19 protein-coding genes are annotated in these 23,534 nt (G+C 32.5%); 3 read left to right on the top strand and 16 right to left on the bottom strand.

Annotated features, from left to right (window positions below; all coding sequences use genetic code 11):
* Nucleotides 1–290: 290 nt before the first annotated feature.
* Nucleotides 291–2,000, bottom strand: coding sequence for an acetate--CoA ligase (gene acsA, locus FYJ81_RS00640; RefSeq protein ID WP_107384398.1), 1,710 nt, complete (start codon nucleotides 1,998–2,000; stop codon nucleotides 291–293).
* A gap of 181 nt (nucleotides 2,001–2,181) precedes the next feature.
* On the opposite strand from acsA, the gene FYJ81_RS00635 reads away from it, so the two are divergent.
* Nucleotides 2,182–2,814 carry an N-acetyltransferase gene (locus FYJ81_RS00635; RefSeq protein WP_107384399.1) on the top strand — a complete coding sequence of 211 codons (633 nt, stop codon included), beginning with the start codon at nucleotides 2,182–2,184 and terminating at the stop codon, nucleotides 2,812–2,814.
* 17 nt (nucleotides 2,815–2,831) lie between these two features.
* Nucleotides 2,832–3,986, top strand: coding sequence for an acetoin utilization protein AcuC (locus FYJ81_RS00630; RefSeq protein ID WP_107384400.1), 1,155 nt, complete (start codon nucleotides 2,832–2,834; stop codon nucleotides 3,984–3,986).
* 197 nt (nucleotides 3,987–4,183) lie between these two features.
* On the opposite strand, the gene ccpA is transcribed toward FYJ81_RS00630, so the two are convergent.
* From ccpA to FYJ81_RS00580, 10 genes are all read right to left on the bottom strand, one after another.
* The gene (gene ccpA, locus FYJ81_RS00625) at nucleotides 4,184–5,173 is read right to left on the bottom strand and encodes a catabolite control protein A (protein ID WP_019467758.1); all 990 of its coding nucleotides are present in this window, start codon (nucleotides 5,171–5,173) and stop codon (nucleotides 4,184–4,186) included.
* Between the two features lie 300 nt (nucleotides 5,174–5,473).
* Nucleotides 5,474–6,565 carry a bifunctional 3-deoxy-7-phosphoheptulonate synthase/chorismate mutase gene (locus FYJ81_RS00620; RefSeq protein WP_107384401.1) on the bottom strand — a complete coding sequence of 364 codons (1,092 nt, stop codon included), beginning with the start codon at nucleotides 6,563–6,565 and terminating at the stop codon, nucleotides 5,474–5,476.
* A 773-nt stretch (nucleotides 6,566–7,338) separates the two neighbouring features.
* Nucleotides 7,339–8,562, bottom strand: a complete 1,224-nt coding sequence (locus tag FYJ81_RS00615) for a hypothetical protein (RefSeq protein ID WP_107384402.1) — start codon at nucleotides 8,560–8,562, stop codon at nucleotides 7,339–7,341.
* An 82-nt stretch (nucleotides 8,563–8,644) separates the two neighbouring features.
* Entirely contained in the window at nucleotides 8,645–9,136 is a 492-nt protein-coding gene (locus tag FYJ81_RS00610; protein WP_107384403.1) for a DUF948 domain-containing protein, read from the bottom strand.
* A 71-nt stretch (nucleotides 9,137–9,207) separates the two neighbouring features.
* Nucleotides 9,208–10,521 carry a UDP-N-acetylmuramate--L-alanine ligase gene (gene murC / locus FYJ81_RS00605; protein ID WP_107384404.1) on the bottom strand — a complete coding sequence of 438 codons (1,314 nt, stop codon included), beginning with the start codon at nucleotides 10,519–10,521 and terminating at the stop codon, nucleotides 9,208–9,210.
* 23 nt (nucleotides 10,522–10,544) lie between these two features.
* A complete protein-coding gene (locus tag FYJ81_RS00600) occupies nucleotides 10,545–14,213 on the bottom strand; it encodes a DNA translocase FtsK (protein ID WP_154409210.1) in 3,669 nt (1,222 codons plus the stop codon).
* Nucleotides 14,214–14,230: 17 nt separating this feature from the next.
* On the bottom strand, nucleotides 14,231–14,830 hold the full coding sequence (gene ytpR, locus FYJ81_RS00595) for a YtpR family tRNA-binding protein (RefSeq protein WP_107384406.1): 600 nt from the start codon (nucleotides 14,828–14,830) through the stop codon (nucleotides 14,231–14,233).
* A 12-nt stretch (nucleotides 14,831–14,842) separates the two neighbouring features.
* Nucleotides 14,843–15,706, bottom strand: coding sequence for a DUF1444 domain-containing protein (locus FYJ81_RS00590; RefSeq protein WP_107384407.1), 864 nt, complete (start codon nucleotides 15,704–15,706; stop codon nucleotides 14,843–14,845).
* 126 nt (nucleotides 15,707–15,832) lie between these two features.
* Nucleotides 15,833–16,141, bottom strand: a complete 309-nt coding sequence (locus tag FYJ81_RS00585) for a thioredoxin family protein (protein ID WP_019467703.1) — start codon at nucleotides 16,139–16,141, stop codon at nucleotides 15,833–15,835.
* Nucleotides 16,142–16,158: 17 nt separating this feature from the next.
* Entirely contained in the window at nucleotides 16,159–17,202 is a 1,044-nt protein-coding gene (locus FYJ81_RS00580; protein ID WP_432576103.1) for a M42 family metallopeptidase, read from the bottom strand.
* 115 nt (nucleotides 17,203–17,317) lie between these two features.
* On the opposite strand from FYJ81_RS00580, the gene FYJ81_RS00575 reads away from it, so the two are divergent.
* Nucleotides 17,318–17,635, top strand: coding sequence for a hypothetical protein (locus tag FYJ81_RS00575; RefSeq protein WP_107385162.1), 318 nt, complete (start codon nucleotides 17,318–17,320; stop codon nucleotides 17,633–17,635).
* Nucleotides 17,636–17,798: 163 nt separating this feature from the next.
* On the opposite strand, the gene FYJ81_RS00570 is transcribed toward FYJ81_RS00575, so the two are convergent.
* From FYJ81_RS00570 to pepV, 5 genes are all read right to left on the bottom strand, one after another.
* Complete coding sequence (locus FYJ81_RS00570; RefSeq protein WP_154409209.1) at nucleotides 17,799–18,626, bottom strand: YtnP family quorum-quenching lactonase; 828 nt, start codon at nucleotides 18,624–18,626, stop codon at nucleotides 17,799–17,801.
* 546 nt (nucleotides 18,627–19,172) lie between these two features.
* Complete coding sequence (trmB, locus tag FYJ81_RS00565; RefSeq protein ID WP_107385164.1) at nucleotides 19,173–19,814, bottom strand: tRNA (guanosine(46)-N7)-methyltransferase TrmB; 642 nt, start codon at nucleotides 19,812–19,814, stop codon at nucleotides 19,173–19,175.
* Nucleotides 19,815–19,829: 15 nt separating this feature from the next.
* Nucleotides 19,830–20,621, bottom strand: coding sequence for a phosphotransferase family protein (locus FYJ81_RS00560; protein WP_064208823.1), 792 nt, complete (start codon nucleotides 20,619–20,621; stop codon nucleotides 19,830–19,832).
* A 451-nt stretch (nucleotides 20,622–21,072) separates the two neighbouring features.
* Nucleotides 21,073–21,918, bottom strand: a complete 846-nt coding sequence (gene dat, locus FYJ81_RS00555; protein ID WP_107385165.1) for a D-amino-acid transaminase — start codon at nucleotides 21,916–21,918, stop codon at nucleotides 21,073–21,075.
* Between the two features lie 2 nt (nucleotides 21,919–21,920).
* A complete protein-coding gene (gene pepV / locus FYJ81_RS00550) occupies nucleotides 21,921–23,330 on the bottom strand; it encodes a dipeptidase PepV (RefSeq protein WP_107385166.1) in 1,410 nt (469 codons plus the stop codon).
* Nucleotides 23,331–23,534 lie beyond the last annotated feature (204 nt).

Raw genomic sequence — 23,534 nt, 5'->3', positions numbered from 1 at the left:
TTCTTATATAAATTTTAATCACTTTTAAAAATCAAATTTCAATCAGTGAGTCAAAATTCCTTACACATTCATAATAACTAAATAATGTTGTGTTGTCGATTAATAGAGATAGCGCTTTCAAAATAATAAGCGTCTTTTGTAAAGATATGATATATATTTCCACTTACATTGTCTTATTACACTAAAAACTCCTTTATTTCAAAATTTTAAGCTGCGTTAAAACTTATCAATAAAGGAGTGTTTTTAGCTATTTTTGCTTACTGAATAATCGTAAAACACTTTGTATTTAATTAATCTTCCATCGTACTTAAGTCACCTTCTGGCAAATCAAGTTCCCATGCTTTTAATACGCGACGCATAATTTTACCTGAACGTGTTTTAGGTAATTTTTCTTTGAATTCTATTTCACGTGGTGCAGCATGTGCAGCTAATCCTTCTTTAACAAATTTACGAATTTCTTCTTTCAACTCTTCACTTTCTTTGAATTCAGGACGTAGGGCAACAAATGCTTTGATAATTTCACCACGTACAGGATCAGGTTTACCAATGACTCCTGCTTCTGCAACTGCCTCATGTTCCACTAATTTTGATTCTACTTCAAATGGACCTACGCGTTCTCCTGCTGTCATGATTACATCATCAACACGACCTTGGAACCAGAAATATCCGTCTTCATCTTTATAAGCGGAATCTCCAGAAACATACCAGTCGCCGATAAAATACGATTCATATTTTTCAGGGTTATTCCAAATAGAAATCATCATGGATGGCCAACCTTTTTTAATTGCTAAATTACCCATGCGATTAGGGGGTAATTCATTACCTTGGTCATCTACGATTGATGCCTCAATGCCTGGTAAAGGTTTACCCATTGAGCCTAATTTCACGTCCATCGAAGGATAATTTACAATCATATGACCACCTGTTTCAGTCATCCACCAAGTGTCTAATACACGTAATCCAAATACATCTTTTGCCCATTTAATGACTTCAGGGTTTAACGGTTCACCGACAGATAAAATGCTCTTCAATGATGACAAGTCATATTTTTCGACGATATCGTCACCAGCACTCATTAACATTCTTAATGCTGTTGGTGCTGTATACCAGATAGTCACTTTAAATTCTTCTATCATGCCATACCATGCTTCAGGAGAAAATCTACCTCCCGCAATACAATTTGTAATGCCGTTTAACCAAGGACTAAATATACCATACGATGTACCAGTGACCCATCCTGGATCTGCTGTACACCAATACACATCATCATCTTTAAAATCAAGTACATATTTACCTGAAATATAATGTACCAACATTGATTTTTGCGCATGTAATACACCTTTAGGTTGACCAGTTGATCCTGATGTATAATGTAAAATCAAACCATCATCTAAATCTAACCATTCCGTATCAAATTGGTCACTTGCTTGTTCAAACTCACTATTGAAATCTACATATGCACGATCTACATCATTATCAACTACAATGATTGTTTCTAAATTTGGTAACTTATCTACAGGTATTCTTGGCAATAAGCTATTAGTAGTAACAATTACCTTTGCCTCACTATTTTCTAATCTATCTCCAACAGCTTTTTCCATAAATGCTTCAAATAATGGGCCGACAATTGCACCTATTTTCAAAATACCAAATAATGCAAAATAAAGTTCAGGTGTTCGTGGCATGAAAATAAATACACGATCACCTTTTTCAACATTTGCCTTATCCTTTAAAACATTTGCAGCTTTATTCGATTTTGATTTCATTTCACTGAAAGTATAACTTTCTTGTCGCTGATCATCTTTATAATGAAGGGCAACTTTTTCTCCTTTACCTTCATCCACATGGCGATCGATACATTCATGCGCCATATTCACTTTACCTGTGTCATACCATGAAAATGCTTTTTCGACCTCTTTCCAATCAAAGTTGTTGTATTGTTTCTCATAGTTTTGAAGGTTAAAATTTCCTTCTTCCCCTTTATATACTTCTACTTTCATTCTAAATCCCCCTCTTAATGAAATCGAATGCTTAATGCATATTATAACTAACAAATTCGCAATTTTCAAAATAATCGGTGTAAACGGATACATTATCGTGTTAATTTTCTCTAAAATCCCTTATACTAAAAGTATTAAAGGGTGAATATGATATTCATCTACAGTCGTTTGGAGTGAAAAAATGGAACATATAAAAACGTATCAATTTCAAACATTTCATTTGGACGAAGGTACATTTATTATAGAAGGTCCTGTTTCTAGAGAAAATCTTGAACTTATGACTTTTGATGATGGACTTTCTGCTTTTCGGCAACCCGACGATCAATTTATAGCTATAAAAGAAATTAGTGAATTAGCAGAAGGCAGAATTTTTGTGATACGAGAGCATAAACATATTATAGGTTATGTCACTTATCATTATCCTGATCCATTAGAACGTTGGTCGGATGGTAACCTTGAGTATTTAATAGAACTGGGTGCCATAGAAATTAGTTTACCATATCGACATTTACATTTAGGTAGTAAACTTATTCGCTTAAGTTTGACTGCTGATGAATATGAAGATTATATCGTATTAACCACTGAGTATTATTGGCATTGGGATTTAAAAAATGCAGGTTTGGATGTTTACGCGTATAAAAAACTAATGCAAAAATTAATGGGTTATGGGGGCCTAGAGATTTTTGCTACAGATGATCCTGAAATCACTAGCCATCCAGCTAATTGTTTAATGGCAAGAATAGGTGCACGCATTTCCATTGATCAGTTACAAGCATTCGATGATTTAAGATACAAGAATCGCTTTTTCTTTTAAAGGGGAGTTAAATCAATATGAGCAATACCCAAAATACTGGTTTTGTTTATTCAAACGAAATCTTACAATATCGTTTTAGTAATCAACATCCTTTCAATCAAATGAGATTGAAACTGACAACTGAACTATTAAGTGATTTAGGTTATTTAAAACCTGAACACATTGTTAGACCACGGATTGCAACAGATGACGAATTAAATTTGATTCATAGCTATGATTATATACAATCTATTAGACGTGCATCACATGGCATTTTAAATGACAATGAAGCCAAGAAATATGGCTTAGATGGAAGCGATACACTGCAATTTAGAATGATGCATAGACACAGTGCACGCATTGTGGGTGGTGCCCTTAATTTAGCTGATAAAATTATGGACGGTACATTCACCAATGGTTGCCATTTAGGTGGTGGATTGCATCATAGTTTGCCAGGTCGTGCCAATGGTTTCTGCATATACAATGATGTGGCAATTACCATTGCTTACCTCATCAAGCATTATGGTTTACGAGTAATGTGTATAGATACAGATGCACATCATGGGGATGGAACACAATGGAGTTTTTATACTAACAACGATGCATTAATTTATTCTATACATGAAACAGGTAAATTTTTATTCCCTGGTTCGGGAAACTATACAGAACGCGGCAATGAACAAGGCTTCGGTTATACCGTCAATATACCACTTGAACCGTACACAGAAGATGATTCTTATCTCGAGGTCTTAAATGAAACATTAGAACCTGTTGTTGCCTCTTTCAAACCTGATATCATTGTGAGTGTGCATGGTGTAGATATTCATTATTTAGATCCACTCACACATATGAGTTGTACACTAAATACACTATATGAAATCCCCTATAAAATTAAAGCATTAGCAGATAAATATACTGATGGAAAAGTGATTATGTTTGGTGGCGGTGGTTACAATATTTGGAAAGTTGTACCTCGTGCATGGACACATGTTTTTTTAGCATTAATTGGTGAACAACAACAACAAGGTGAATTGCCTGAAAAATGGGTTGCTAAGTGGACACCTTATGCTACTTGTGAATTACCAAAGACTTGGAAAGACCAAAAATTAGATTATCAATTGATACCCAGACGTAAAGAAATTACAGAGATCAATATGAAACATGCAACTCAAGTATTAAGCTGGTTTAAATAACCCTTATTTTTATAGTTTTACTACATAAAAAACACAAAGCGTGATAAAGCCCCACTACTCAGCTCATTGAGATTAGTGGGGCTTATGCATGAATTTCAGTTCAGGTAAAACTTAAAACCAGTGTATTCTTGCTAAACTAGTACAGCAAAATCATTTTAAACATGGATTTTGGTCATAACATCTGTGTTTTATTAAATTTATTTTGTTGTACCTCTGTATTCAATTCTATGCGGTAAAATCACATTAGGTTCATCAATTTCTTCTTCGTTCATATATTTGGTTAATAATCTCATTCCCACTGCACCAATATCATACAATGGCTGAATTACACTTGATAATTGTGGTCTAACCATTTCTACTAATCGTGTGTTATTAAAACTAACAATTTGTAAATCATCCGGAACAGTTACACCCTCATCTTGTGCTGCATGAACTAAACCAATTGCTTGTTCATCACTAATCGATAAAATAGCATCTGGTTTAGTAGATTTTAATGCACCAAATGCACGTAAACCATCTTTATATGTTTCATTACCATTGAAGATTAATTGTTCGTCTAATGTTAATTGATTTTCTGATAAAACTTCTTTTAATCCTTCTAACACATCATCTTGTGCCTTCTTAGAATAATCTCCACCTACAAAAGCAAAACGTTTTGCCCCTTTTTCGATCAAGTGTGCAGTTATTTCTTTTGCAGCAGTTTGGAAATCAATATTCACAGATGAAATCCCTTCATCTTTACCATTCGTACCTGACACAACCACTGGTACAGATGATTTATTAATCAATTCTTTAATTTCTTCTGAGATAGTACCACCTAAAAAGATAATGCCATCTACTTGTTTGCTTAATAAATTATTAAAAATTTCTTTCTCTTTGCTTGGATCATTATCAGAATTAGAGATGATTGAATGATACTTATACATCGTAGCAATGTCTTCTAAACCACGTGCGAGTTGTGAATAATACACATTTGAAATATCTGGGATAATTACCCCAACAGTCGTCGTACGTTTACTCGCTAATCCTCTTGCTACTGCGTTAGGACGATAACTCAATTTTTTTATTACTTCGTTCACTTTGTCTCGGGTTTCTGGTTTTACATTTTGGTTACCATTTACGACACGCGAAACAGTAGCCATAGATACTCTAGCTTCTCTAGCTACATCATAAATTGTTACAGTCATAAACTTCCTCCTTGAAAGCGATTTCTTTATCATTATACTCTGTTTTCATAACATTTTCAAAGTTTACCATATTTTTCGTAAATGTAAAATCATTTTGATTTGAATGTCATAATTATGTCAATTTCATAATAATTTATCAAATCTTATTTGAGTATATTTTTTATTTCATTAACAATAAATTTTAAAAGCACTATTTATTATTCGTATAAATAGTTATTATAAAGCAATATAAAAACCTCTATAAGCACCTAAATAATTAATGTGCAAAATAGAGGTTATAAAATCATATTATCAAATACATTATTTTAATTGTTTGTTGTTATACATATCAGCTAATGGTTTTAATTCATTGTAGAATTTTTCAAATTCATTTAAATCCATTTGTTGACCACTATCACTTAATGCAACGGATGGATCCGGGTGAACTTCTGCCATAATGCCATCAGCACCAACAGCCAAACCTGCTTTTGCAGTCGGTAACATGATATCTTTACGTCCAGTACTATGTGTAACATCTACTAAAACTGGTAAATGTGTACCCTGTTTTAAAATCGGAACTGCTGAAATGTCTAATGTATTTCTAGTAGCTTTTTCATACGTACGTATACCACGTTCACATAAAATTATATTTTCGTTACCTTGCGACGCAATATATTCAGCTGCAAAAATAAATTCTTCAATTGTAGCGGCCAATCCACGTTTTAATAATACTGGCTTATTAGAACGCCCTGCTTCTTTTAATAATTCGAAATTTTGCATATTACGTGCACCAATTTGGAAGACATCTAAATATTGATCAGCAATTTCAAAATCTGCTGGATTTACAATTTCACTTACAACATTTAAACCATATTTGTCTTTTGTATTTTTAAGTATTTTCAGTCCTTCTTCACCTAAGCCTTGGAAATCATAAGGTGATGTACGAGGTTTAAATGCACCACCTCTAATGAATTTTTCACCTTTAGCTTGTAAATTTGCAGCGACTGCATCTACTTGTTCTTGTGACTCAACTGAGCATGGACCAAAAACAAATGATTTATTACCATCACCAATAATGCCTCCATTATCAAATTGAACAATCGTATCTTCTGGTTTCAATTTTCTAGACACATATAAATGTTTTTCATTCTCTGATTTTTGCAAGTCAGTAGAGGCTTTAAAAATTTCTTTAAATAGTTGTTTAATCACATTATCATTAAACGGACCTTCATTTTTATCTAAAAGTTGGTTAATCATTTCTTTTTCACGTTGAGGGTCATAAACCATTGTACCCTGTTTGCGTTTTTCTTCACCTATTTTTTGTGCGATTTTCCCTCTTTTAGATAAAAGGTCTAATATTTGTTCATTAATTCCAACAATTTCATCTCTGTATTCTTGTAATTTGTCTGTCATTTTATTCACCTCTATGAAAATTTTACAGCGATATTTTATTCTGCTTTAAAGCGATAAAATATTTGTTAAACGTAATTCTAACAATAACTACATATAAGTTCAAGTCTCAAACGTAAAAAATCACTTTTTAAAGTGAATACGTTTAATGATAACTGAATTTTCTGTTATTTGCTAGTCGTATTTTTACACTATTACTTAAAATATAATTTTATTTCAACGACTCGTTACATTGTATGCAAGTAGATTTAGTTTAGTGCTATTTATTAAATTATGCAAAATAGCTTATTTTTTGAATAACAAAATATAAATTGTACGATTTTGTAATGTGCTGACGTCCTGGGATTCATATGAATGAGAGACTACGGCTCTAATCATACCCCAAGGCAAGCATGCACAGTCAAAATCGTAAGATTTTAAATATAAAGAGGACCTATCCATCATGTGTATTCATATTAAGTTATATCTTTGGTTAATTAAAAATACGACTTTCTATTAGTTGTATAAGTTAAATAAGACGAAGCTTTTTTCTATTGTATTAAAGCACATCACTTATAGAGATTTTGCATCGTGCTGACGCCCGGGGAAATGATATGAGCGAGAGACTACAGGCTCTAGCCATATCCCCAGGCAAGCATGCACGATCAAAATCGTAAGATTTTAAATATAAAGAGGACCAATCCATATTATGGATTGGCCCTCTTATTTTGAGATGGGGATTTATGCCCGAAACTCTTTTTGATTATAGAATTTATACCAAAATCAGATAACAGCTTTTAGTCGTTAAATGTTCTTTTATCTATTTTACTTTTCGCTTTTTCAGACTTCTTGTTTTGTAATCTATTTTTTGAATATGTTGGCACTTCTTGGTCAGAATTAGCTGAAACAGTATTGTTATCACTAGAAGATTGCTTACTTATACCTTGTTCAGCATTATCATGAACAATCATACCATCTTTAAAAGACACACTTTTATGTGTTTGCTTAACACGTTGCTCTGCAGCTTGAGATGCATTATTATTTGAAGCTTGATCATGTTTATCTGCAGAATTTTCTACTTTATTATTATTTTCTACTGCATTATCTAATTTCTTTGTAACTAAATTAGGTACTTTTTGATTACCTTTAGCTGTTAGCGTTTCCGGTTTTAATAAATCAACGGTCTTTTCAGCTACTTTAGGATCTTTGGACATTGCATCACGTTTTTGACTCGCTGCTAATGCTAATCCTGCAGCAGTAATACTACCTGCAGCTGTTGCTGATTTTAAACTGTTTGTTGATTCAGCTTCAGTACTTTTAGTAACTAAATTAGGAACTGCCTTTTTAGAATTAGATTTTACATTTTCTTCAGCTACAAGTGCAGTTGTGTTTTTCTTAACTGTCGTGTCATTTTTTAAAGCTTTATTTTTCTCTTCAGCAGCATTCGCTAATTTTGTAGCCGATACTGTACCATTTTTTGATGATTCGTCAGAAGATGATGCAACTGTAGAATCAGATAAATGATGTGTTTCTGACTCTTGCTTAATTGCATTTTTTTGAGCATTTTTTTCACTTTCTGTTGGTTGTGCTTGTACATCAATATTGTTTAAACTATCATCTGATGCTTCACTCGATTGTTGTTCAGTTAATGTTTCTTGTGCTTGAGGTGACGTATTAGATAAGTTGTGTGAAGCCGTCTCTTGTTGAATTGCAACTTTTTGCGCATCTAATTCATTGTTTGTAATTGCTTTTTCTTTAATGTGCGCAACTTGACGTTCTGCTTCTGCTTTATCATTTTCAGCTTCTTTAACTACATTTGATTTGAATGCTTTATTATTTTTAGGAACGGATTTATCACTTTGACGTGATTTACTAATAGAAACTAACCCTACTGCCGAACCTATCACTGCACCCACTATAAATCCATAAACAAACACATTTCTAGCGCCAGATGTAAAATATTCTGGAACTTCATAGCTTTCTAAATTTCTTTCGAAATCATCTCGATTATAGTACTTCATATTTGAATGCCTCCTATAACAAATGCACTTAAATAAGTTTATACCTCATTTAAGTGCATTTGTTTTTTAAGTATATAAATGATTAATGGTCAACACGTGTAGTATAGCTATGATTTGCATCGTCTGCTACGCTACTTGTTTTATAATTTGCACTTTCTCTACGATTTCTTCTGTTTTGCCATTTGTCAGCAACTTCCATTGCAACGTTTGACCATTGTACAACTTGAGAAATTTTATCTTCATTTTGAGAAATATTGTGCGTGATTGAGTTAGTTACTCGATCAACAGAACCATTTAATGTTTGAACTGAATCACCGATACCTTTCACAGCATCAACGACAGAGTTTAAACGTTCTGATTTATCTTGAATATCTTCAGTTAAGCGATTCGCTTTATGAAGTAAGTCAGTAGATTCACGTGTAATCCCTTGAATTTGTCCTTCAACTCCATCAAGAGTTTTAGCAACGTGATCTAAATTTTTCTTAACTGAAAGTAATACAACAACGATTCCTATACATAATACTAAAAAAGCAATCGCTGCAATTATTCCAGCTATAGGTAAAATCCATTCCATTTAAAACGCCTCCTAAAAAAACATATGTTGTTATTTAATATAAATACCCACATCATTTTAACATAAACATATTAAAATGAGGTAGTTACACCGATATTTTCCATATATGCACGTTGGATTTTTTGTATATCGCCTGCACCCATAAATAAGATAACTGCATCTTTATACTGTTCTAAAGCATTTACACTATGCTCATCAATAAGCGTGGAACCATCCACCCTATTAACTAGGTCTTGAATGGTTAGTTCACCATTATTTTCTCTTATTGATCCAAAAATTTCACATAAAAATGTTTTATCAGCAAGATTCAAACATTCAGCAAATTCTTCTAAAAAAGCCTGTGTTCTACTGAAAGTATGTGGTTGGAAAACAGCTATAACTTCTTTATTAGGATATTTTTTTCGTGCTGTCTCAATTGTAGCACTAATTTCTCTCGGATGGTGAGCATAATCATCCACTAATATTTGTTTACCCGCCTTAGTTTCATTAAATCTACGTTTTACACCACCAAATGTTTCTAACGCTTCTTTAATATTATCAACGTTTAATCCTTCTAAATAACTTATTGCTATTACTGCAAGTCCATTTAAAATATTATGATCCCCAAATTGTGGAGATAAGAAAGTATCATAAAATTTATTATTAATATAAACATCAAATTGTGTACCTTTTTCACTAATTTGAATATTATCTGCATATATATCATCATTTTTAGAAAATCCATAATAATAAATAGGTACATCTGCTTTTAAATCACGAAGATATAGATCATCTCCCCAAGCTATAATTGCTTTTTTTACGTTATGTGCCATTTCTTGAAAAGCATTAAAAACATCATGTACATCTTTAAAATAATCTGGATGATCAAAATCAATATTTGTCATAATTGTATAATCCGGATGATAACTTAAAAAATGTCTACGGTATTCACATGCTTCAAAAGCAAAGTAATCACTAGCCGGAATACCTAAACCTGTACCGTCTCCAATTAAGAAAGAAGTCTTTTTATCTCCGTTCATAACATGTGATAGTAAGCCAGTTGTAGATGTTTTACCATGTGCACCTGTTACAGCAACAGAAGTGTATTGGTTAATAACATGACCTAAAAAATCATGGTAACGAATAACTTCTAAATTTAATTCATGTGCGCGGACTACTTCTTCATGCGTATCAGGAAAGGCATTACCTTGAACAATGACCATATCTTTCTTTATATTATCTGCATCAAAGGGCAGGATTTTTATACCTTTATTTTTTAATGCTACTTCTGTGAAAACATAATTCTTTATATCTGATCCTTGTACTTCATTTCCAAGATCATGCATGATTTGTGCTAATGAACTCATACCGGCACCTTTAATGCCGACAAAATGGTAATGTGTCATTGTAACACTCCTTTATCTCTATATTAATTATCATTCAAATCAGACTCTGTGATATACACATCCCTAGGTTTCGAACCGTTTGCTTCCGAAACATAACCTAACTGTTCTAGTTGGTCTACAATTCTCGCAGCGCGATTATAACCGATTTGGAAATGTCTTTGTATCAGTGAAGTAGAAATATGTCCTTCTTGTACCATAAATCGACATACGTCGTCGAATAAATCATCTTGTGGATGACTTTCTACTTTTTTCAACAATTCTTTTTCTTCAAAAAGATAATCAGGTTCACGTTGTTGTTTAATAAAATCAACTACATCATCAATTTCTTCATCAGAAACGAATGTTCCTTGTACACGTATTGGTTTGTTCATTCCACTTCCTAAGTAGAGCATATCTCCATAACCTAATAAGCGCTCTGCTCCACCACTATCTAAAATCGTACGTGAATCTACACTTGAAGATACCATAAAGGCAATACGTGTTGGTATATTCGCTTTGATTAGTCCTGTAATTACGTTTACGGATGGTCTTTGTGTTGCAACTAACATATGAATCCCACATGCGCGTGCTTTTTGTGCAATTCTTGCAATTGATTGTTCAACCTCTTGTGGTGCCATCATCATTAAATCAGCTAATTCATCTATTACTATAACAATTTTTGGCATTCTATCTTCATAATTTGCTTTTTTATTAAAAGCAGTTATATTTCTAACATGGTATTTGGCAAATACTTTATATCGACGTTCCATTTCTTCAACTGCCCATTTTAAACTTTGTGTAGCAGCTTTAACATCAGTAATAACAGGAGATACCAAATGTGGCAAGCCATTATATGGTGCCAACTCAACCATCTTAGGATCGATAAGTAATAACCTTAGTTCTTCAGGATGATTTTTATACAATAATGACATTAAAATGCTGTTAATAGATACAGATTTACCTGAGCCTGTAGCACCAGCAATTAAAGCATGAGGTGTTTTTGCTATATCCATAACCAATGGCTCATTGTTAATTCTAAGCCCCATAGCTACTGTTAATTTAGATTCAGCATTTTTAAATGTATTATCTTCTATGATAGAACGTAAATTAACAGGTGTGGAAGACTGATTTGGCACTTCTATACCTACTAGACTCGTGCCTGGAATAGGTGCTTCAATACGTATATCTTTTGCTGCCAATGCCATTTTAATATCATCTTGTAAGTTAGTGATTCTAGATACTTTCACACCTTTTTCAACAGACAGTTCAAAACGAGTCACACTTGGTCCTTCCGTAACAGTTTGAACTTCCGCAGGTACATTGAAATAATAGAATGCTTCATTTAATTCTTGTTTCTTTTCTTCAATCCATTGATTATCTATTTCATGCACTTTAGGTTCATCAAGTAAATCAATACTTGGAAGTTTAATATTCGGACCTTTTCTTATTGACGTTTTACTTTCTTGATATGGTGGCGTATTTTGACTTGGCTGACTCACAGTATTTGAATTCTGAGACGTCGTATCATTAACTGATTGATTGTCTATATGTTTGGATTCAAGTTTTTGTGTTTTTTCATCATGCTCGTTTTCTATACCTTCATCTTTCAGACCTTTACTGGACTGTACATCCTCAGTCAATGTTTCAGATTGCGCATGCATATCCGTAATTTTTGACTTATTATCGTCTGAAGCATATACTTCCACGTTATTTTCGGTTTGCATTTGTTGATGATAAGAAGCAGTTGATTCATCTTTTTTTGTCTGTGTTGGTTTATCTATATTTTCATCTGAGTGTTGTAATTTAACCTCATTAGATTTGACAGAAGTATTCGTGTTGTTAAGATTTTTTTTAGCATCAAGCATTCGTTTTTTGTCAGATGGTGTCATCACTACATTGAAAGGTTTGCTCCCTTTCAATCTAGTTGTATTTTTATGTTGTTGATTCCTTTGTTCATCACTATTAACTTTAGCTGCTGGCTTATCATGAACTTGTTGTGTTTCATCATCTTTATTCTCTGAAATCTGTGCGTCACTAACAAATGTATTTTCACCAGTTCTATCCGCTTCAGTATTAACCGATGAATCTTTTTGATATCGTGAAGCATTTTGATTTAAATCATCAGTGTCATCTACATTTTGCTCATCTTCTTTTTCAAAATGATGGTTTGTATACATTGATGTATCATCCACAGAATAATCATTTTCATTTTTCGATGTTTTTACTTCATTTTTGTGCGCTTGTTGAGTCGAATCAAGCGTATTTTGTGACATATCTTTTTGAACATCTGAAATTTCTCTATAAGTTGCATCCGAAATTTCAGTATTATCGATTGATTCTGTTGAGTTTTCATCGTCGTGTTGCAGAACATTATCTATTTCTACATGATTACTATCTTGAAAAAGATTTGACTCGTCATTAGCTTGACTCGTTGATGTTTCTGTAATACTTGGTTCATTTTCTACATTGACAGTTTGATTCTCACTTTCATCTGACTCAACATCTGATTGGTTATTGTCAATGTTATGTACATCACTTATATGATCTAAATTAATTTCTTGATACTTGTATTGTGACGTATCACTTTGGTTATCAGCATCATTTTGTTCATTTGTATCTTTATCTGACAATTTTTTTGCGTAGTCTGTATCACTATTATTATTTTCTGATCCGTCTAATGAACTTTCTCCAATATATTGTTTTGCTTGTTGTGCATACATTTCATCAATTGCTTTTTGAATTGTATCTTCGTCATTTTGTTGATTTTCTTGTCGCTTCTGTTGCAATGCTTTCTTAAACTGACGTTTTTGAAGCACTTTACGCTCACGTTCTCTACGAATTTCTTCAACAATTTGAGACGCATAGATATTTTCTATATTGATTGTATTGTTCTTTTTAGGTGTAGTTGTTGATTGTGATACATGATCTTGTTGCATAGATTTATTTTGCGTTTGTTCTTTGCTCTTTTTAGATGATGGTTGTTCGCTATCAACTTGAGAAAATTGATCAAACGTTGATTCATCAGTGACGCTTTGGTCATTGTTAGAATTTAATTTTTGTTCTCCTTGCATTTCACTCTCATTATCATCTGTAAAACGATTATTAGGTTTTATCACACCATTTTCTAAAGGATGTGGTTTTTTAGTTCCAAAAATAGCTGAAGGAACTTCGCTCGCTTTAAATTCACTTTTATGATACTGAGGTGTAGTAGGCTCATGTTTTTTTGTACTATGTCCACTTCCGTGTCCAGTACCGCCTAAAACATCTGTTTGAATTCTTGTTCTTTTTCCTTTGTGTTGTTTCTTTTCTTTACGAACTTCATTATCTAATGACGCATTTGTTTTACTACGTGATGATGGATAAGATTCTGTAGATGGTTGATCAAATTTATCTGTAGTTGTTTCATCAGCCATTTGTCTCCGTCTTCTATAGTGGTAATTCTCAGTATGAGGATTAGATGACTTATGATTGGAATTTTTAAATTCATTTTCTGATGATTCTTTATTAGCGTCCTCAGTATCACTATTTTCTTCTAAAACACGCATTGGAAATCTAAATTTCCCTTTGGGTCTCTCATAAACATCGTTATTTTGAGGAAGTAATGTGTCTTGATGTTCTTGCTGCATATTCTTTTGGCGTCGTTGGTTTCTTTTATTTAGATAATCTTTATTAGGATCATTTTCTTCTCCAAATAATTTGTCGAACCAGCTCATTCGGACATTACCTCCTTCTATTCTTCAAAAAATGCCTGTCCAACTTTGTATTCATCAGACAATACCATAATACCTTTTTCCTGTGGAGCATTTGGTAAATTTAATTCTTTCATAGAACAAATCATTCCACTTGAATCTACACCACGTAATGCTGCATCTTTAATAACCATGCCACTTGGCATCACAGCTCCTACTTTTGCTACAACGACCTTTTGTCCTGCTTCAACATTCGGCGCTCCACAAACGATTTGTAGCTTTTCTGTTTCTACATCTACATTTAAAACACTTAATTTATCTGCATCTGGGTGTTTTTCTTTAGTTTCAACATAACCGACAACAAATTTTGGTGATAAATCTGCGTTCAATTCAAACGTGAAACCAGCATTATTAATTGCTTGTTGTAAGTCATGAATCAAATTTTCATCCAATTTTATATGACCTTTTCCAGTAATATTTGAGACCTTTGATGCATTGAATATATTAAAACCTACAACCTTATTATCTTGACGAATTTCCACTACATCATTCTTTGTTTCATAAGTAAATTCACCTGTTGTGGGTTCAATTTGTAAAAAAGCTACATCTCCAACAGCTTCTTTATTGTAAAATAAATTCATTTTTTTAACTCCTTATTTCTTATCTTTATTTTCATATTGTTTTCTAGTTGCTTCTAATCTTTGGATGACATTTGGGTTTCTTTTTTGCTTATTATTTTTACCTAATATAAATATTGGTTCAAAATGTCCGTTATCATAAGCTAATGATAATGACGTGATTGGAACTAAACCTTTCGTGAAGAATTCCATCGTTAAATGTGCCATGACATCATAACCTGTTTTATTTCGTATATCGGCAATAATTAACACATCTTGATGTGGTACTGCTACCAACATTTCACCTTCACATTGAGCTTGTATGTCATTCAAAAAGGTATTATTTAAAATTCTACTTGCATCGTAGCCATCATTTGAATTTACAAAATAGAAAATATTACCTTTAACTTCGTCAGTTTTATATTTGTTTTCAAGTTTTCTGACATTAAATAATGCCATTTCTTTCACTTGTTGTTTAGTAAGATTTAATTTTTCTAACATTTGTTCATCTATTAATCGATAAGATTTTCCTAAATCTACTGCATAATAAATATTTGTTTCTGCAGTATGTTTATCTATAACAAATGAATTACCTTCTTTATCTTTTTTATCAAAACTAGGCGATCTCAGTACAGGCATTATCTCAATGTTCTCTGCTTCAGATAAAGCCTCCCCTTTCATTTGTTCAATCGCTTCTTCAACATAATATACAATTTCATCTACAATGTTTTCTTTTTGTTCTTTATATTTCGCTACAATTGTAGAAATTTTGACAGTAACACCTTTGCCATTATCATTTCTAGATACGCGTAGCGTTTCTTCATCACGATTAAAACTAAATTTAACATCTAAATGTTTCAATCTATCTTTTAATTTATCTCTCATTTGAAAGACATTCATCGTTAACACTCCTATTTACGTGTCTTAATACAGTTTACAATAAATATACCCTTAGGAACAGAAAAAAAGTAAGTTCTAAGGGTATATTTTTAGCGTACACATTAATACATTTGATTTACTTTATTTTTATAAAGAAGCTAAAAATTCATCTATCTGTTCAATGGATTTACGTTCTTTGCCAATATAACTTCCAATTTGTTGTCCATTACTAAATACTAAAAAACTAGGAATGCCCATAATACCATGTTCAATACAAATATCTATAAATTTATCTCTATCCACTGATATGAATTTATAATTTGTATACTTCGCTTCAAGTTGTGGTAGGTCTGGTTCAATTACTTTACAATCCGGACACCAATCAGCAGTAAATAAAAATACTGTGTGTCCTTTTTTTAATTCTAAAAATTGTTGTTCATTTTCTAATTGTTCCATCTAATCACTCCAAAACGTTATTTATACTGTAAAGTATTTATTACTTCATTATCTAAATTTTTAACTGATTGTAATATTAAGCTTCTTGCAGCATCATAATCGCGAAAATCAAATACTGCATTTGTACTGTGAATATAGCGTGCACAAACACCAATAACCGCGGTTGGTATACCTATGTTTGCTTTGTGAATTTCTCCTCCATCTGTACCACCTGGAGACATATAATATTGATGTGGAATTTTAAATTTGTTTGCTAAATCTAACAGAAAATCTCTAAACATTGGTTTTAGTATCATTGTTCCATCTTTTATACGAATTAAAGTCCCTTTTCCCAGTTCACCGGAAAGATTTTGCTTTCCTTTCATATCATTTGCTGGTGAACAATCTACTATAAAAGCAACATCTGGATCAATTAATTCAGCAGAGGCTTTTGCACCTCTTAAACCAACCTCTTCTTGGACATTTGCTCCGACATATAAATCAAAATCTAACTCTACATATTTTAATAATTCTAATAATTCTATGCCTATTAAACAACCATAGCGATTATCCCACGCTTTACTAGCAAACCTATGCTCTGATAATTGTGTGAATGGTGTGTCTGGAACTATAGTATCACCTATTTGAATGCCTCGATTTATGACATCTTGTTCGTTTTCACAACCTATATCTAATAATAAGTCTTCAATTTTTGGTGCGCCTTCGTTACCTGTTCTAAAATGTTTCGGTATATTTGCAACGACCCCGACAATTTCTTCGTTGTTTCTTGATTTTACCTTTAACCTTTGGCCTTGCCAAATATCAGTTGCTACTCCACCTAAATTAGTGAATTGTAAAAGCCCATTATCTGTGATGTTCGTTATTAAAAAACCTACTTCATCCATATGAGCGGCAACCATTATTCTTTTAGGATCTTTAGATTTAGATCGTTTAACCCCATAAAAACCGCCCATACGATTATAAACAAAGTCATCTACATAGGGTGACATCTCATCTTTCAAATATGCTTTAACGTCATCTTCAAATCCTGGCGCGCCATGTAATTCTGTTAATATTTTCATTCTTGATAATGTTTTACTTTTGTCTATACTCAATGTCTTTCACTCCTTAATATTTATTATATCATCTTCATTATGGTAAACTATAAACATGAATTTATTGGGGGTAGATTGTAATATGTTGAATAAAAAAAGTTGGTTCTTCATCGGCTTAATCTTAATAACAACTATTGTTGGATCAATTTATTTTTATACTCGCCAAAAGCAACTACAAAATCGTAATCCTGAAACTATTATTTCAGATGTAAAAACTTATTTTATGAATGTTGTAGGTTCTTACATATTAAACGAAACGATAATGTATCAAAATGCTGGCGATCAATTAGAAGTCTTTCAAGGTGGTATCACTACCCTTCATAATGGCAAACGCACTTATTATGATTTTTATGCTAATGCTAAAACCGGTGAAGTGATAAACATCGTTGAATGCAAATGATAAATGGTTAAAGTTATGAACATGTTTGTATCATGTAGTCAACGATTATCGACTACATTGAAAGAAATAAACTATATCACTGCTCAAGCCAAGAAGACATAGATTGTATTTCTTGTTAAAGATATAGTGCTATTTCAAATGTTCAAAACTTTAACCTTTTACTTTATTCTCTTGTAATATAATGTTCGATTTCAGAGAGTTCTTTTTGGTTAAATTTTACAGCAAAGTAATTCACATCATGATAATATAAGAACCAGTAATTTTCTAAAATAAATCTAGGTATCATGCGTTCTTTTTCTCTTATTGACTGCATTGGATAATCATCGTAGGCAGTAACCCATAGCGGGTTTTTGTGAGCGACTGTGGGAAAAATATCTCCCATATGCACTGCTTTTTCTCCTTCACTTTCAATTGTAATAATTGAATGACCGTAACTATGACCTCCAGTATGGTACATATTAATCCCCTTGACTATTTCAATTTCATTTTCAAATAACAATAAATTATTGGAGAAATCACCATTATTTTTCTGCCAATACGTTGATTTACTACGTATATTAGGACTAATAAACTCATGCCATTCATCTTGTTGAATAATATGAATCGCATTTTTAAAAACCGCACGTCCTTCACTATCAGTTAATCCTGACGCATGGTCAAAATGTAGATGTGACATTAGTACATAATCAATATCATTCGTCGTCAAATTAAATAATTTTAACTCTTCATCTATGTTACTTTCATAATGCACACCAAATATTTTACGCTCTTTTTCCGTAAGCTTTTGATTACCTATACCAGTATCAATGATGAAGTTAAATTCTTCCGTTTGTATTAATATTGGATGTGTGGGTAATGGAATCCGATTGTCCTCACTCAGTACATACTTTTTTGTCCATAAAACTTTGGGTACTACACCAAACATCGCTCCCCCATCAATGTTCGTAATACCACCATTAAGGTAATGTATCTTGAACTTTCCTAATTTCATAACCAATCCCCATTTCTTAATTTAATTACTAATCACTTAATATAGTAATATAATACTTGTTACACGTAAAATAACGAAATTTGTTAGTCCTCCTGCTATAGTCATTTCATTGCGATTTTGTAACATATTGACGTTCATGCATTCGTATGTGTGAGAGACTACAGGCTCGAGCCATATCCCCAGGCAAGCACGTACGGTCAAAATCACAAGATCGTTAATATAAAAAAGGACTAATCCGTCATTTGTATTCATATTAAGTTATGTCATTTGTTTAATTAAAAATATGACTTTCTATTAGTTGTATAGGTTAAGTAATACGCAGCTTTCTCTATTGTATTGAAACACATTAGTTTTAGTGATTTTGTAGTGTGCTGACGCCCGGGAAAATGATATGAGCGAGAGACTACAGGCTCGAGCCATATTCCCAGGCAAGCACGTACGTTCAAAATCACAAGATCGTTAATATAAAAAAGGACTAATCCGTCTTTCTTATGGATTAGCCCTTTATTTTGAACATGAGCGTTATAACTGAGTCATAACAAATATTTAATTATTATGGAATTTGGCTTCCATTCTATAAATTCTTGAACCTCTGTCAGAAAACTTTCGCTCATATTCTGTTTCAATATTATTCTCTTTTTCTTCTTGATGTAAATTTAAATTTATTTTTGTAAAATACATACCAAATTGGGACATACTTTCTAAGCTATAAGCAAATAATCCTCTATTATCTGTTTTAAAATGAATTTCTCCATCTGTTTTTAACACTTGTTTATACAAGGATAAAAACGTGTGATACGTTAATCTACGCTTAGTATGTCTTTTTTTCGGCCAAGGGTCAGAAAAATTTAAATAAATACGTGAAATTTCTCCATCTTTAAAGTATTCATTGAGTTCTATCGCATCATTACATATCAATTTAATATTTGTTAGATTTTGCTCTCTCACTTTATCTAACACTTTGACCATAACATTTTTTTCACGTTCCATAGATATAAAATTAATTTCAGGTCTTTGTGCAGCAAGTGTTGTTATAAATTGTCCCATGCCAGAACCAATTTCAATATAAATTGGTTGATCTTTATCAAACCATTCACTAATATGTCCCGCATGACTGCCATCCGTGTCTACAATATCAGGATGCGATTTTAAATAATCTTCAGCCCATGGCTTGTAACGCATTCTCATTTTCTTGATAACTCCTTATATAAATGCATTGTTATTCATTACTTCATTTAAGAACTTCAGCCACATATTCATATCTTTATAGCGTTTTTGTTCTTCATACCACTGTACCATTCCAATAGACTGGACAGCAGTATACCACTTCATCCTCTTTTGCAAGTCTATAGAATCTTTCGTACCGTAATCATTTAACCACTGAGGCCATTTATTTTCAGGAACGTAATTGTATAGCAGCATGCCTAAATCAATTGCTGGATCCGCAATCATTGCACCTTCCCAATCCACTAAAAATAATTCATCGTGGTCAGACAACAACCAATTATTGTGATTGACATCTCCATGGACAACTGTAAAAAATCTAGGGTCAAGACTTGGCATATGATCTTCTAAATAAGTTAATGCTTTTCGCACTACATGATGCGTTAACACTTCTCTAGATAATGAGGCATTTATTTTATTTAACAAAATATCAGGCGTAATAGGATACATTTCCATACGTTTCAACATATTCAAAAGTGTTTTTGAACTATGTATTTTTTTCAATAAATTAGCCACTCGTTGTTCATACATCTCATCGAAAGTTAGCTCTCTGCCATTTTTCCAATGTTGCGCTGTTACGACTTCCCCAGTCTCTATTCGTTTCGTCCATACAAGCTTAGGTACAATACCTTCAGCAGACAAGGCTGCAATAAATGGGTTTGAATTTCGTTTTAAAAACAATTTCTGCCCATCTTGTTCAGCCATATATGCTTCTCCAGATGCACCACCTGCTGAATCAAGTGTCCATCCTAATTGATAAAACTGCTCCAACACGTTCACCTCACTTTCAATTAGAAAATGGCTCAAGAAAACAGATTTCGAGAGCCAAATATAATCATTTTCTAATACACTTATAAACTTTAAACTCTATATCACAGTCATTTAATTATGACTATCATTTTGTCCCATAGAATCAAGTTTTCATATTTAAATATGAAATACTGTATCGAGATTAATAATAACTTTAACATCATATCATACATGATCTCGTAACAGTATTTTTTTGAAAAATTCCTTTAGTTTTTATGAAATTTCAAGTCTCAATTTCAAGTCTCATAGAAGATTTTATAATGTTTAGAGATTTATTTCAACCAATAATGAGAAACAAAAAGTCACATTTTACTACAGTATTTTTCTGTAATTTTTTAAATCGGCTCAGTTAGCATTATAACATAATTTAGCTTTTATAGATGTTACATTTTATTTCCTTTTATGGAAAATATTAACTATCTGTGTCAATGTAACTATTAAATCCTTCTTGTAATGATTTCGTCACTGGACCGACTTCTCCGTCTCCTACTTGTTCGCCATCTAATTTAACGACTGGCATCACTTCAATAGAAGTACTAGACACAATAATTTCATCCGCGTTTCTTAAAAAGTCTACAGTAAATGTACCTTCATTAAATGGTATACCTTTTTCTTCGGCAATATCTTTTATAACCATTCGCGTAATACCATTCAATATATAATTGTTTACTGGATGTGTATAGATTTCGCCTGCTTTAATAGCATATACATTGCTTGATGATCCCTCAGTAACAATGTCACCTCTGTGTTGAATAGCTTCTTGTGCATTATATTTTACTGCACGCTCTTTAGCCAATACATTTCCAAGTAAATTCAAGCTTTTAATATCACATCTTAACCAACGAATATCCTCAGTTGTTATCGCATTAATACCTTCTTCTAATAACTTGTATGGACGTTCATAAGTTTTGGTAAATGCCATCACATTAGCTTCTACTGATGGTGTTGGAAAAGCATGGTCACGAGGTGCTGCTCCACGCGTAACTTGAATATAAACGCCACCATTAACAACGCCATTCGCTGCTAATAATTCTTGAATTAATTCAGTAAGTTCATCCACATTGTATTTCAATTCTAAACCTATTTCTTTAGCACTTCTTATAAGCCTTTCAAAATGGGGTTTAGCAGTAAAAATATTATTATTATATGTTCTAATATATTCATATATCCCGTCACCAAATACGTAACCTCGATCATTGTATGGTACTTTTGCATCTTGTTCATCTACTAAATGTTCATTAATAAGTACTTTTGTCATCATCATTCCTCCACGCATAGTGCATATAAAGCTTCTAAATAAATACTAGTTGCATTAAATAATTGCTTTTTCGTAATATACTCATTTTTTTGATGCATTAAATCTTCGGAGTCATTAAACATAGCTCCAAAGGCAACACCTTTATCTAAATTACGTGCGTATGTTCCACCACCTATTGTGTAAGGTTCGGTTTGGTCACCAGTTTGATTACGATATGCTGTCACTAACGTTTGCACGAAAGGATCATTTTTATCCACATAGTGAGGTGTTTGGTTTTTACCTAATTCAATAGAAAATCCAAGTTGTTGAATCTCACCTTTAAAACGAGTCATGGCTTCTTCAAATTCAAAACCTTGCGGATATCTTAAGTTAATACCAAATCGGCCACCATTTTGATTATCGTATGAAATGATACCAATATTTGTAGTTACATCTCCCATGACATCTGTATGGAATTTCATCCCCATTTTTTCACCGAAATGAGAGTTGAATAAATACTGTTCACTAAATTGAGTGAAATTTTCAGCAGTTTTATCTAAATTTAATTTGGCTAAGAAATTCAATAAGTATAACCCTGCATTCACACCAATAGATGGATCCATACCATGTACAGCTTTACCATAAACCTTAAGTACTAATACACCGCTATCAACGATACTTTCACCATCAATATTATTATCAGATAAAAACTGTTCAAATTTTTGAATGACGTCAGTCATGTTTTCTTTAACTGCAAGTTTAGCAATTGCTTCATCAGGCACCATGTTATAGCGCTGACCGGATGCAAAAGAAATAAGTTCGTATTCTGGCTCATCTTTATCCTCTGCTTTGTCATTTTGAACCACATCAAATGTACTTATACCTTTTTCACCATGTATTGCTGGGAATTCAGCATCAGGTGCAAAGCCTAAAGTTGGCATTTCTTCAGTTTTAAAATAACGCTCTGTACATTGCCAATCTGACTCTTCATCAGTGCCTATAATGATATGTATACGTTTTTTCCAATTGACCTTCATATCGTTCAATATTTTCACTGCATAATATGCTGCTATTGTTGGCCCTTTATCATCAAGGGTACCTCTTGCAATAATCTTATCTTCAGTTACAACAGGATCGAAAGGATTAGAATCCCAACCATCGCCAGCCGGCACTACATCAACATGACATAAAATTCCCATAACATCTTCGCCTTCACCAGCTTCAATACGTCCTGCAATATGTTCAACATCATGCGTGTTAAATCCATCACGTTCAGCAATACCATACATATAATCTAATGCCTTACGTGGTCCAGGTCCAACCGGATTTTCTGAAGAAATTTTATTATCGTCTCTCACACTTTCAATAGATAATAAGCCATTTAAATCGTTTATAATATCTGTTTCGTATTCTTTCACTTTATCTTTCCACATTTAGCATCAACTTCCTTTTTAATACTTATATATTTAATATTTTACATGAAGTAGTACAGAAACTACAGTGAGATGTGATTATTATTTTAAAAAAATTCACTGTATAATTAATTGAAAAACAGATTGAAGCCTTTCACATACATGTCTTTCAAAATCTGTATTAATATAAAAAACCTAGTTCAAAACTATGAACTAGGTTAAAAA

Source organism: Staphylococcus sp. McC-251-APC-3A2 (assembly GCF_009695665.1).
GTDB lineage: Bacteria > Bacillota > Bacilli > Staphylococcales > Staphylococcaceae > Staphylococcus > Staphylococcus cohnii.
Note: the sequence above shows the minus strand (reverse complement) of the source record. Positions and strands in the feature narration are given on the sequence as shown.